Consider the following 12,295-nt stretch of genomic DNA (forward strand, 5'->3'; position numbering starts at 1 on the left):
TAGAAATGAAATTAACAATCCACGAAGTGGCCCAAGCTGTTGGAGCTAAAAATGATGTTAGTCTTTTTGTGGACGTTCAGTTAGAAAAAGCTGAGTTTGACAGTCGTTTGATTGGACCAGGTGATTTATTTGTGCCACTTAAAGGAGCGCGTGACGGTCATGACTTTATCGAAACAGCTTTTGAAAATGGTGCAGTAGTAACCTTGTCAGAGAAAGAGGTTGCAAATCATCCCTACATTCTAGTAGACGACGTTTTGACTGCCTTTCAAACCCTCGCAGCCTACTATCTTGAAAAAACGGGAGTTGATGTCTTTGCCGTTACGGGTTCAAATGGAAAAACGACGACCAAGGATATGTTGGCACATTTATTGTCAACAACCTACAAGACCTACAAAACTCAGGGCAATTACAATAACGAGATTGGCCTTCCTTACACAGTTCTCCACATGCCTGAAGGGACAGAAAAGTTGGTCTTGGAGATGGGGCAGGATCACTTGGGAGATATTCATCTCTTGTCTGAATTGGCTCATCCAAAAACAGCTATAGTGACCTTGGTTGGAGAGGCTCATTTGGCCTTTTTCAAAGACCGTTCGGAGATTGCTAAGGGGAAAATGCAAATTGCAGATGGTATGGAACCTGGTTCCTTGCTCTTGGCACCAGCTGACCCTATAGTAGAGGACTACTTGCCAACTGATAAAAAGGTGGTTCGTTTTGGGCAAGGAGCAGAGCTGGAAATTACAGACTTGATTGAGCGCAAGGATAGTCTGACCTTTAAGGCGAATTTCTTGGGACAAGCCCTCGATTTGCCAGTGACAGGTAAGTACAATGCCACCAATGCTATGATTGCTGCTTATGTGGCTCTTCAAGAAGGAGTGTCAGAGGAGCAAATTCATCAGGCCTTCCAAAATCTTGAATTGACGCGTAACCGTACCGAGTGGAAGAAAGCAGCCAATGGAGCAGATATCCTATCAGATGTGTACAATGCCAATCCCACTGCTATGAAGTTGATTTTGGAGACATTCTCTGCAATTCCAGCCAACAAAGGGGGCAAGAAAATCGCTGTCTTGGCAGACATGAAGGAACTCGGCGATCAGTCTGTTCAACTCCATAACCAGATGATTTTGAGTCTCTCACCAGATGTGCTGGATACCGTGATTTTCTATGGAGAAGATATTGCGGAATTGGCTCAACTTGCCAGTCAAATGTTCCCAATCGGCCACGTTTATTACTTCAAAAAAACAGCCGATGAGGACCAATTTGAAGACCTAGTCAAGCAGGTTAAGGAAAGCCTTGGAGCCAATGACCAAATTTTGCTCAAAGGCTCGAACTCCATGAATCTAGCCAAGTTGGTAGAAAGTTTAGAAAATGAATGCAAATGATTTTGCCAAGTATCTTCAAAGAATGTTAGCTATTACTGATACTGGATTAACCTTTACAAAAGATCCTTTTGACCGTGAGCGCTACGAGGACTTGCGAAGCCTGTTATCTGAAATGTTGAATCAGGTATCAGACCTCGATACAGAAGAAGTTGCAGAAGTCTTGAAACCAACTTCCGCTTATGCAACTCCTCTGATGGATGTCCGTGCTTGGATTGTTGAGGATGAAAAAGTCTGTTTAGTTAGAGGAAAAGGGGAGGATAGTTGGGCTTTGCCAGGTGGATTTGGTGAAGTCGGCTACTCTCCAACCGAAAATATTCTCAAAGAAATTGAAGAAGAAACCGGTTTTACAGCAAAAACTGAAAGGTTACTTGCAGTTTTTGATACCAATCGTTTCCAACTACAGAGCAAACAATATGCTAAGTTTGTCTTTGAATGCCAACTTCTTGACGGACAATTTCAAGAAAATCAAGAAATTGCTGACCTTCAATTTTTTGCCATTGACCAATTGCCAGCCTTATCTGAAAAACGCATCACCAAGGAGCAAATGGAGATTCTTTGGCAGGTTTATAAAGGACAAAGAGACCAATATCTTGACTGAGAAGATTATTATCGTATTTCTGAATTCATTTTTTTCGATTGACATGGTATAATATGTGAGAAGATTTTGAAATAATGAGGAATATTAAATGAATTTATGGGATATTTTCTTTACGACGAAAGCCACAGAACCACCCCAATTTGATCTTGTCTGGTATGTAAGTTTATTTACTTTATTAGCTTTGACCTTCTATGCTTCTTATCGCTATTACGATAAAAAAGTCTATCAACGTTTTTTCCAAATTTTACAAGCTGTCCAGTTGATTCTTCTCTATAGTTGGTACTGGGGAAATCACATGCCGCTGTCAGAAAGTTTACCATTTTATCATTGTCGTATGGCGATGTTTGTAGTGCTATTACTTCCTGGTAAGTCAAAATACAAGCAATATTTTTCTCTACTTGGAATTTTTGGAACGCTGGCAGCTTTTGTTTATCCAGTACCAGATGCCTATCCTTTTCCCCACATAGCCATCCTGTCTTTCATTTTTGGTCACCTAGCTCTTCTAGGAAATTCTTTGGTTTACTTATTTAGACAGTATGACTCTAGATTATTGGATGTTAAGCGGATTGTTTTATTAACCTTTTCACTTAATGCTCTAATTTTTGTGGTTAATTTAGTGACTGGAGGAGATTATGGGTTCTTGACAAAGCCACCATTGGTTGGTGATCATGGCTTAGTTGCTAATTATCTGATTGTGTCGCTGGTATTAGCTACAGCTATTAGTTTGACCAAGAAAGTATTAGAAGTTTTTTTAGAGCAGAAAGCAGAAAAAATACTTGTGAAGAAAGCTTAAATTTAAGCTTTCTTTTTTTGTCAAAAACGATACTTTTTTTAAGTTAGGCTGTTAAGATAAAAAATAGAAATAAAAAGCGAAAAAATGACTAGGAAATTTATCAAAATCTGAGCACAATCGGATTTTTTGTGTTATAATATTCTTTGAATAGCTATGCCCAAACATAGTTATTAAATAGAAGTGAGAAACTTGGAAGACAGAGAGGATGCGATGTAATGACTAGAGATGGTTTTTTTACAGGCTTAGATATCGGAACTAGCTCGATTAAAGTGCTAGTAGCTGAGCATAGAGATGGCGAAGTAAATGTAATTGGTGTAAGTAATGCCAAAAGTAAAGGTGTAAAAGACGGAATTATTGTTGATATTGAAGCAGCTGCTTCAGCGATCAAATCCGCAATCACACAGGCAGAAGAGAAAGCTGGTATTTCTATTAAGTCTGTTAACGTTGGCCTTCCAGCAAACCTCTTGCAGGTTGAACCAACACAAGGAATGATTCCTGTAACTTCAGATACCAAAGAAATCACAGATCAAGATGTTGAAAATGTTGTCAAATCAGCTTTGACAAAGAGCATGACTCCTGACCGTGAAGTGATTACCTTTATTCCAGAAGAATTCATCGTGGATGGTTTCCAAGGAATTCGTGACCCTCGTGGTATGATGGGTGTCCGCTTGGAAATGCGTGGTCTGCTTTACACAGGTCCTCGTACGATTCTACACAATCTTCGTAAGACAGTTGAGCGTGTAGGTATTCATGTTGATAATGTGATTATTTCACCTTTGGCAATCGTGAACTCCGTTCTCAATGAAGGCGAACGCGAATTTGGTGCGACTGTCATCGATATGGGTGGAGGTCAGACTACTGTAGCGACTATCCGTAACCAGGAATTGCAGTTCACTAATATCTACCAAGAAGGTGGAGATTACGTTACAAAAGACATTTCTAAAGTCTTGAAAACATCTCAAAAAATTGCAGAAAGTTTGAAACTGAACTATGGTGAAGCTTACGTTCCACTTGCAAGTAACGAAACTTTCCAAGTTGAAGTAATTGGTGAAGTAGAACCTGTTGAAGTAACAGAAAGCTATTTGGCAGAAATTATCTCAGCACGCATCAAACATATCTTTGACCAAATCAAACAAGAGTTGGAAAGAAGACACTTGTTGGATTTGCCAGGAGGTATCGTCCTTATCGGTGGAAATGCAATTTTACCAGGAATTGTTGAATTAGCCCAAGAAGTATTTGGTGTTCGCGTAAAACTCTATGTACCAAATCAAGTTGGAATTCGCAACCCTGCATTTGCGCACGTGATTAGCTTGTCTGAGTTTGCTGGTAAATTGACTGAAGTCAATCTTCTTGCCCAAAAAGCAGTTAAAGGAGATGAATTCCTTCGTCAAAAACCAATCAACTTTGGCATTCCAAATCAACGCTTGAATCCAGTAGCGCAACCAAGTCCAGCACAAACAGCTCCAGCTGAAACTGTGCAGGAAGCTCCAGTTGCTCCTAAGGAAGAATTCCAAGCAAGTTCTCAAAGTAAACCGAAGCTAACAGAACGTTTCCGTGGTTTGATCGGAAGCATGTTTGATGAATAAAAGAGGATAAGAAATTATGACATTTTCATTTGATACAGCAGCAGCTCAAGGCGCAGTTATTAAGGTAATTGGTGTCGGTGGTGGTGGTGGTAATGCCATCAACCGCATGGTTGACGAAGGTGTTGCTGGTGTAGAATTTATCGCAGCCAACACTGATGTACAAGCCCTTAGTAGTACGAAAGCAGAAACAGTTATCCAACTTGGTCCAAAATTGACTCGTGGTTTGGGTGCTGGAGGACGTCCGGAAGTTGGACGTAAAGCTGCAGAAGAAAGCGAAGAAGCTTTGACGGAAGCTATCACTGGAGCGGACATGGTCTTTATCACTGCAGGTATGGGTGGTGGATCTGGTACAGGTGCAGCTCCTGTTATTGCACGTATCGCTAAAGATCTTGGCGCTCTTACAGTTGGTGTCGTGACACGTCCTTTCGGATTTGAAGGAAGCAAACGTGGCCAGTACGCTGTAGAAGGAATCAACGAACTTCGCGAGCATGTTGATACTTTGTTGATTATCTCTAACAACAACTTGCTTGAAATTGTTGATAAGAAAACGCCACTTCTTGAAGCTCTTAGCGAAGCAGATAACGTTCTTCGCCAAGGTGTTCAAGGGATTACTGACTTGATCACGAACCCAGGATTGATTAACCTTGACTTTGCTGACGTGAAAACTGTAATGGCCAACAAAGGGAATGCCCTTATGGGTATCGGTATCGGTAGTGGTGAAGAACGCGTTGTTGAAGCGGCTCGTAAAGCAATTTACTCTCCACTTCTTGAAACAACTATCGATGGAGCAGAGGATGTCATCGTCAACGTTACTGGTGGTCTTGATTTGACCTTGATTGAAGCAGAAGAAGCTTCAGAAATCGTTAACCAAGCAGCTGGCCAAGGTGTAAACATCTGGCTTGGAACATCAATTGACGAAAGCATGAAGGATGAAATCCGTGTTACAGTTGTAGCGACAGGTGTTCGTCAAGAGCGAGTGGAAAAAGTAGTTGGAGCTCGTAACAACCAACCAGTTGCACGTCCAACAACTAAAGTTCCACAAGCGCACACATTTGACCGTCAATTCGACTTGGAAGAGACAGCAGAATTGCCTAAATCAAGCCCACGTCGTTTTGAAACAAACCAAGCATCTGCTTTTGGAGACTGGGACTTGCGTCGTGAGTCTATTGTTCGCCAAACAGATCCAGTTGTTTCACCAGTAGAACGCTTCGAAACACCAGTTTCACAAGATGAAGATGAATTGGATACACCTCCATTCTTCAAAAATCGTTAATCAATGAATTTGAAAAAAAATACTGAATTAGTTTTTCAGCAAATAGCTGATGCTAGTCAAGAAGCCAACCGTGCTCTAGATGCTGTTTCAGTAATCGCAGTGACAAAGTATGTAGATGTACAAACAGCGGAAGCCTTGCTTCCGCTTGGTGTCCGTCATATAGGTGAAAATCGAGTCGATAAATTTTTAGAAAAATATCAGGCCTTGAAAGATTACCCAGTTACTTGGCATTTAATAGGAACACTACAGAGACGGAAAGTGAAAGAAGTAATCCCATATGTGGATTACTTTCATGCTTTAGACTCCTTAAAGTTAGCCCAGGAAATTCAAAAGAGAACAGATCATGTTATCAAGTGTTTCTTACAGGTCAATATTTCTGGGGAAGAAAGCAAGCATGGGTTTTCAAAAGAAGAATTGCTAGAACTTTTGCCAGAATTGGCTAAGTTAGATCAGATTGAGTATGTTGGTTTAATGACCATGGCTCCTTTTGAGGCAGACAGTGATGAATTGAAAGAAATTTTCAAGGATACGCAGGCTCTGCAAGCAGAAATTAGAGAAAAACAAATCCCTAATATGCCGATGACAGAGCTAAGCATGGGAATGAGTCGTGATTTTAAGGAAGCGATTCAGTTCGGCTCAACCTTTGTTCGAATCGGTACAGCATTTTTTAAATAGGAGAGAGCTATGTCTTTAAAAGATAGATTCGATAAATTTATAGATTATTTTACAGAAGACGGAGAAGAAACGACTAACTACCAGACTCAACAAGAGGAAACAGTTAGCCCAGCCATCTCATCTTCTAAAGAATTACCAGCACCTGCTCAGTCAGGATCAGCAAAAGATGCAAATATTACTCGTCTACATGCGCGTCAGCAAGAATTGGCAATGCAAAGCCATCGTTCAGATGAGAAAGTGACAATTGACGTTCGCTATCCAAGAAAATATGAAGATGCAACTGAAATTGTAGATTTGTTGGCTGGCAATGAAAGTATTTTGATTGATTTCCAATACATGACAGAGGTACAAGCCCGTCGTTGCCTTGATTACTTGGACGGAGCCCGTCATGTCTTGGCTGGAAATATGAAAAAAGTTGCGAGCACGATGTATCTATTGACTCCTGTCAACGTTATCGTGAACATTGAAGATATCAAACTTCCAGATGAATCACAAAGCGCTGAGTTTGGTTTTGACATTAAACGAAATAGAGCAAGATAATGATTTTCTTAATCCGTTTAATCCAAAATGCGGTTAGCATTTATTCCATCATTCTCGTTGCATTTGCTCTTCTTTCATGGTTTCCAAATGCCTATGAAAGCCAGCTAGGTCGCCTAGTTATCAGACTTGCTCGTCCAGTTATTGAGCCCCTTCGTAAGCTCAATCTACAATTTGCTGGCCTTGATTTTACGGTTTGGGCAGCGCTGATTCTGATTCAGTTTGTTGGAAATCTCTTAACACGACTAGTCCTATTACTATGACAGTAAATCGAGCCATTTATCAGCATTTTTCCCAAGATGATATTCCCTTTATTGATAAGGGGTTAGAGTGGATCAAGCGGGTAGAAGATACCTATGCGCCGGTACTTACTCCTTTTATCAATCCCCATCAGGAACAGATTTTGAGGGTGCTAGCTGGGACATGTGGACTGGGTTGCCAAAGTAGTGGTGATTTTCTTCCGACGGAGTCGGTTCGAGTTCTACTCTATCCAGATTACTTTGAACCGGAGATATCAGACTTTGAAATGGCCTTGTTGGAAATTTGCTATCCGAGTAAGTTTGAGCAACTGAGTCATGGAAAAATATTGGGAACAATTATCAACCAACTAGGAATTGACCGTAAATTATTTGGTGATATCTTGGTAGATGAAAAGAGAGCACAGATTTTTGTCAATCGTGATTTCATTCCTCTTTTTCAGGATGGAATAAGAAAGATTGGCAGACTTCCTGTATCGCTGGAGGAACGTCCTTTTACCGATAGGATTTTGTCTAAAATTGATTATAGAGAACGAGAAATTTTAGTTTCGAGTTTTCGATTGGATGCCCTCTTATCAAGTGCCTTGAAATTATCTAGAAATCAAACTAGTCAACTGATTGAGAAAAAATCTGTCCAGGTAAATTATCATGTGGTTGAAAAATCTGATTACCAGATTGCAGTTGGAGATTTGATCAGTGTGAGAAAGTTTGGTCGTCTAAAAATTGTCAAAGACAATGGTCAGACCAAAAAGGATAAGAAAAAACTAACAGTCCGGCTACTTTTAAGCAAGTGAGAAAAAATATGTCGATTACACCACAAGAAATAAGTGATAAAGCTTTCTCAAGAACATTCAGAGGCTACAATCAGGAAGAAGTTGACCTCTTTCTAGATAAGATTTACTTTGAATTAGAGGATATGATTCGATACAAAGATGAAACTGAACTCTATATCAAAAAACTAGAAGAACGTCTTTCCTATTATACGAATGATATTCCTAAGAGAACAGTAACAAGCGAGCAAGAACCAGAAGCAATTAATGATTCTATTTTTTATTAAGTAAGTGAGGAAAAGTATGCCAATTACATCGTTAGAAATTAAAGATAAAACCTTTGGTACAAGATTTAGAGGTTTTGATCCAGAAGAAGTAGATGAATTTCTGGATATCGTTGTTCGTGACTACGAAGACTTGGTTCGTAGCAATCACGATAAAGAGACACACATCAAGAGTTTGGAAGAACGTTTGTCTTACTTTGATGAGATGAAGGATTCCTTGAGTCAGTCAGTTTTGATTGCTCAAGATACTGCAGAGCGTGTTAAACAAGCTGCTCAAGAACGTTCAAACAATATTATTCAACAAGCTGAACAAGATGCTCAGCGTTTGCTTGAAGAAGCGAAATACAAGGCAAATGAAATTCTCCGTCAGGCTACAGATAATGCGAAGAGAGTGGCTGTTGAGACAGAAGAGTTGAAGAACAAGAGCCGTGTATTCCATCAACGCCTCAAGTCTACGATTGAAAGTCAGTTAGCAATTGTTGAGTCATCTGATTGGGAAGATATTCTTCGCCCAACAGCTACTTACCTTCAGACAAGTGATGAAGCCTTTAAAGAAGTGGTGGGTGAAGTTCTTGGTGAAACTGTATCTTTACAACCAGAGGAAGAACCTATTGATATGACTCGTCAATTCACACCAGAAGAGGTTGCTGAATTACAAGCTCGTATCGAGGCTGGCAACAAAGAATTAGCTGAGTTTGAAGCTCAACAAAATCAACAGACAGAAGAAAGTGACCAGCATGAAGAGTCAGTTGAAGTAGAAGCTACTGCAACAACTGAGGACGATGCAAACAAAGAATCTGTTCTTATCCTATAAAAAAATGTGAGAACAAGATCCAACCAACTATATTTTCAGCGAGCGGGAGATGGTGAGAGTCCTGCAATCCCTAGTGGTTAGATTATCCTCTCAAGCAATCCAGTCCGAAAACAGTAAGACTAGACGTCCCCCCACGTTACGGGAAAAGAGGAAAAGAGACCCTGTCTTTTTTCGAACAAAGGTGGTACCACGATTTTCGTCCTTTTTGCGAATCGTGGTTTTTATTTTGTCATTTTAAATTAAAGGAGTAACAATGAAACTTAAAGAAACCCTCAATCTAGGGAAAACAGACTTTCCTATGCGTGCTGGTCTTCCAACCAAAGAACCAGTTTGGCAAAAAGAATGGGAAGAAGCAAAACTTTACCAACGTCGTCAAGAATTGAACCAAGGAAAACCACATTTCACCTTGCATGATGGACCTCCGTATGCAAACGGAAATATCCACGTTGGACATGCCATGAACAAGATTTCTAAAGATATTATTGTTCGTTCTAAGTCTATGTCTGGATTTTACGCTCCTTACATCCCAGGTTGGGATACTCATGGTCTGCCAATCGAACAAGTCTTGGCAAAACAGGGTGTTAAACGCAAAGAAATGGACTTGGTTGAGTACTTGAAACTTTGCCGCGAGTACGCTCTTTCTCAAGTTGATAAACAACGTGAAGACTTTAAACGATTGGGTGTTTCTGGCGACTGGGAAAATCCTTATGTGACTTTGACTCCGGACTATGAAGCGGCTCAGATCCGTGTCTTCGGAGAAATGGCTAAGAAAGGCTATATCTACCGTGGTGCCAAGCCAGTTTACTGGTCTTGGTCATCTGAATCAGCTCTTGCTGAAGCGGAAATTGAGTACCATGATTTGCTTTCGACTTCCCTTTACTATGCGAACCGCGTCAAAGACGGAAAAGGTGTGCTCGATACAGATACTTACATCGTTGTATGGACAACTACTCCATTTACCATCACAGCTTCTCGTGGTTTGACAGTTGGAGCAGATATTGATTATGTATTGGTACAACCAGCTGGTGAGACTCGTAAGTTTGTGGTTGCTTCAGAATTGTTGAATAGCTTGTCTGAGAAATTTGGTTGGGCTGATGTTCAGGTCTTGGCAACCTACCGTGGTCAAGAATTGAACCACATTGTAACAGTCCACCCATGGGATACGGCTGTAGATGAGTTGGTAATCCTTGGTGACCACGTTACGACTGACTCTGGTACAGGTATTGTCCATACAGCCCCTGGTTTTGGTGAGGACGACTACAATGTCGGTGTTGCCAACGGCCTTGAAGTTGCTGTAACAGTTAACGAACGCGGTATTATGATGGAAAATGCTGGTCCTGAATTTGCGGGTCAGTTCTATGACAAGGTTGTGCCGACTGTTATCGAAAAACTGGGCGATTTGCTCCTTGCTCAAGAAGAAATCTCTCACTCATACCCATTTGACTGGCGTACGAAAAAACCAATCATCTGGCGTGCTGTTCCACAATGGTTTGCCTCTGTATCTAAATTCCGCCAAGAAATCTTGGATGAAATTGAAAAAGTGAAGTTCCACTCAGAATGGGGTAAAGTTCGTCTTTACAATATGATTCGTGACCGTGGCGACTGGGTTATCTCTCGTCAACGTGCTTGGGGAGTTCCCCTTCCTATCTTCTATGCTGAAGACGGAACGCCAATCATGACTGCTGAGACTATTGAACATGTAGCTCAACTCTTTGAGGAACACGGTTCTATCATCTGGTGGGAACGTGATGCTAAGGACCTCTTGCCAGAAGGATTTACTCATCCAGGTTCACCAAATGGTGAGTTCAAGAAAGAAACAGACATCATGGACGTATGGTTTGACTCAGGTTCATCATGGAATGGAGTAGTGGTCAACCGTCCAGAACTCAAATACCCAGCAGATCTTTACCTTGAAGGTTCTGATCAGTACCGTGGTTGGTTCAACTCTTCACTCATCACATCCGTCGCTAACCATGGCGTTGCTCCTTACAAACAAATCTTGTCACAAGGTTTTGCTCTTGATGGTAAAGGTGAGAAGATGTCTAAATCTCTTGGGAATACCATTGCTCCAAGTGATGTTGAAAAACAATTTGGTGCGGAAATCTTGCGTCTCTGGGTAACAAGTGTGGACTCAAGCAACGACGTGCGTATCTCTATGGATATCTTGAGCCAAGTCTCTGAAACTTACCGTAAGATCCGTAACACTCTTCGTTTCTTGATTGCCAATACATCTGACTTTAACCCAGCTCAAGACGCAGTAGCTTACGATGAGCTTCGTTCGGTTGACAAGTACATGACCATTCGCTTTAACCAGCTTGTGAAAACGATTCGTGATGCTTATGCTAACTTTGAATTCTTGACAATCTACAAGGCCTTGGTGAACTTCATCAACGTTGATTTGTCAGCCTTCTACCTTGACTTTGCCAAAGACGTTGTTTACATCGAGGGTGCCAAATCACTCGAACGCCGTCAAATGCAGACTGTCTTCTATGACATTCTTGTCAAAATCACTAAACTCTTGACACCAATCCTTCCTCACACAGCAGAGGAAATCTGGTCATATCTTGAGTTTGAAGCTGAAGAATTTGTTCAATTGTCTGAATTACCAGAAGCTGAAACTTTTGCCAACCAAGAAGAAATCCTGGATACATGGGCAGCCTTCATGGATTTCCGCGGACAAGCTCAAAAAGCCTTGGAAGAAGCGCGTAATGCAAAAGTAATCGGTAAATCGCTTGAAGCACACTTGACAGTTTATCCAAACGAAGTTGTGAAAACTCTTCTTGGAGCAGTAGATAGCAATGTGGCTCAACTTTTGATCGTGTCAGAATTGACCATCGCTGAAGGTACAGCTCCAGAAGGCGCAGTTAGCTTTGAGGATGTTGCCTTCACAGTTAAACGTGCTGCAGGTGAAGTTTGTGACCGTTGCCGTCGTATCGACCCAACAACAACAGAACGCAGCTACCATGCAGTCATCTGTGATCACTGTGCAAGCATCGTAGAAGAAAACTTTGCAGATGCAGTTGCAGAAGGATTTGAAGCGAAATAATCAGATTAGAAATATGTCTTCTCATAGTTTAAGGTGAGAGGAAAGGTAAAAGAGAGAAAGTCATTTCTCTCTTTTTTTGCTGGTAAAAGCTTAGGACAAAGATGTAGAAATTCAACATTTTTAAGGAAAGTTTTAAGTTGATTTTTTGAGATTTTTTAAAAAGAGAGGTCGTTTTTTGGTACTTTTCAAAAGCATGTGTTGCTTCTAAAAATCGCGACAAATAATTTGAATAATCAAGTGAAATCAGGTAGAATAGAAAGGATTGAATAATATATTGAAGAGG

12 protein-coding genes are annotated in these 12,295 nt (G+C 40.8%); all 12 read left to right on the forward strand.

Annotated elements, in window-relative coordinates:
- Positions 1-5 precede the first annotated feature (5 nt).
- Positions 6-1,379, forward strand: a complete 1,374-nt coding sequence (locus MK385_RS00550; RefSeq protein WP_268724978.1) for a UDP-N-acetylmuramoyl-tripeptide--D-alanyl-D-alanine ligase — start codon at positions 6-8, stop codon at positions 1,377-1,379.
- Entirely contained in the window at positions 1,366-1,977 is a 612-nt protein-coding gene (locus MK385_RS00555; RefSeq protein ID WP_268724979.1) for an NUDIX hydrolase N-terminal domain-containing protein, read from the forward strand. The genes MK385_RS00550 and MK385_RS00555 overlap by 14 nt, the downstream gene beginning before the upstream one ends.
- Positions 1,978-2,065: 88 nt before the next feature.
- Positions 2,066-2,770 (forward strand): YwaF family protein, encoded by a 705-nt coding sequence (locus MK385_RS00560; protein WP_042768581.1) that lies wholly within the window; start codon positions 2,066-2,068, stop codon positions 2,768-2,770.
- 215 nt (positions 2,771-2,985) lie between these two features.
- Positions 2,986-4,356, forward strand: coding sequence for a cell division protein FtsA (gene ftsA, locus MK385_RS00565; RefSeq protein ID WP_000196346.1), 1,371 nt, complete (start codon positions 2,986-2,988; stop codon positions 4,354-4,356).
- A 16-nt stretch (positions 4,357-4,372) separates the two neighbouring features.
- The gene (gene ftsZ, locus MK385_RS00570; RefSeq protein ID WP_268724980.1) at positions 4,373-5,629 is read left to right on the forward strand and encodes a cell division protein FtsZ; all 1,257 of its coding nucleotides are present in this window, start codon (positions 4,373-4,375) and stop codon (positions 5,627-5,629) included.
- A gap of 3 nt (positions 5,630-5,632) precedes the next feature.
- Positions 5,633-6,304, forward strand: a complete 672-nt coding sequence (locus MK385_RS00575; RefSeq protein WP_001049616.1) for a YggS family pyridoxal phosphate-dependent enzyme — start codon at positions 5,633-5,635, stop codon at positions 6,302-6,304.
- 9 nt (positions 6,305-6,313) lie between these two features.
- Positions 6,314-6,844: a cell division protein SepF gene (locus MK385_RS00580; RefSeq protein ID WP_000053366.1), complete on the forward strand. Its 531-nt coding sequence runs from the start codon at positions 6,314-6,316 to the stop codon at positions 6,842-6,844.
- A complete protein-coding gene (locus MK385_RS00585) occupies positions 6,844-7,104 on the forward strand; it encodes a YggT family protein (RefSeq protein WP_000576501.1) in 261 nt (86 codons plus the stop codon). Before MK385_RS00580 ends, MK385_RS00585 begins: the two co-directional genes overlap by 1 nt.
- A complete protein-coding gene (locus tag MK385_RS00590) occupies positions 7,101-7,892 on the forward strand; it encodes a YlmH family RNA-binding protein (RefSeq protein ID WP_268724981.1) in 792 nt (263 codons plus the stop codon). Before MK385_RS00585 ends, MK385_RS00590 begins: the two co-directional genes overlap by 4 nt.
- Before the next feature lie 8 nt (positions 7,893-7,900).
- On the forward strand, positions 7,901-8,155 hold the full coding sequence (locus MK385_RS00595; protein ID WP_247941064.1) for a DivIVA domain-containing protein: 255 nt from the start codon (positions 7,901-7,903) through the stop codon (positions 8,153-8,155).
- A 16-nt stretch (positions 8,156-8,171) separates the two neighbouring features.
- Entirely contained in the window at positions 8,172-8,966 is a 795-nt protein-coding gene (locus MK385_RS00600) for a DivIVA domain-containing protein (RefSeq protein WP_001123190.1), read from the forward strand.
- Positions 8,967-9,219: 253 nt separating this feature from the next.
- Positions 9,220-12,012 (forward strand): isoleucine--tRNA ligase, encoded by a 2,793-nt coding sequence (ileS, locus tag MK385_RS00605; RefSeq protein ID WP_268724982.1) that lies wholly within the window; start codon positions 9,220-9,222, stop codon positions 12,010-12,012.
- Positions 12,013-12,295 lie beyond the last annotated feature (283 nt).

The organism is Streptococcus oralis, assembly GCF_026782125.1.
GTDB lineage: Bacteria > Bacillota > Bacilli > Lactobacillales > Streptococcaceae > Streptococcus > Streptococcus oralis_CE.

What these genes read in the sequence shown, in the direction of transcription:
- ftsA (WP_000196346.1), top strand. Translation starts at nt 2,986, where the DNA reads ATGACTAGAGATGGTTTTTTTACAGGCTTAGATATCGGAACTAGCTCG.
- MK385_RS00600 (WP_001123190.1), top strand. Translation starts at nt 8,172, where the DNA reads ATGCCAATTACATCGTTAGAAATTAAAGATAAAACCTTTGGTACAAGA.
- ileS (WP_268724982.1), top strand. Translation starts at nt 9,220, where the DNA reads ATGAAACTTAAAGAAACCCTCAATCTAGGGAAAACAGACTTTCCTATG.
- MK385_RS00590 (WP_268724981.1), top strand. Translation starts at nt 7,101, where the DNA reads ATGACAGTAAATCGAGCCATTTATCAGCATTTTTCCCAAGATGATATT.
- MK385_RS00550 (WP_268724978.1), top strand. Translation starts at nt 6, where the DNA reads ATGAAATTAACAATCCACGAAGTGGCCCAAGCTGTTGGAGCTAAAAAT.
- MK385_RS00595 (WP_247941064.1), top strand. Translation starts at nt 7,901, where the DNA reads ATGTCGATTACACCACAAGAAATAAGTGATAAAGCTTTCTCAAGAACA.
- MK385_RS00555 (WP_268724979.1), top strand. Translation starts at nt 1,366, where the DNA reads ATGAATGCAAATGATTTTGCCAAGTATCTTCAAAGAATGTTAGCTATT.
- MK385_RS00580 (WP_000053366.1), top strand. Translation starts at nt 6,314, where the DNA reads ATGTCTTTAAAAGATAGATTCGATAAATTTATAGATTATTTTACAGAA.
- MK385_RS00575 (WP_001049616.1), top strand. Translation starts at nt 5,633, where the DNA reads ATGAATTTGAAAAAAAATACTGAATTAGTTTTTCAGCAAATAGCTGAT.
- MK385_RS00585 (WP_000576501.1), top strand. Translation starts at nt 6,844, where the DNA reads ATGATTTTCTTAATCCGTTTAATCCAAAATGCGGTTAGCATTTATTCC.
- MK385_RS00560 (WP_042768581.1), top strand. Translation starts at nt 2,066, where the DNA reads ATGAATTTATGGGATATTTTCTTTACGACGAAAGCCACAGAACCACCC.
- ftsZ (WP_268724980.1), top strand. Translation starts at nt 4,373, where the DNA reads ATGACATTTTCATTTGATACAGCAGCAGCTCAAGGCGCAGTTATTAAG.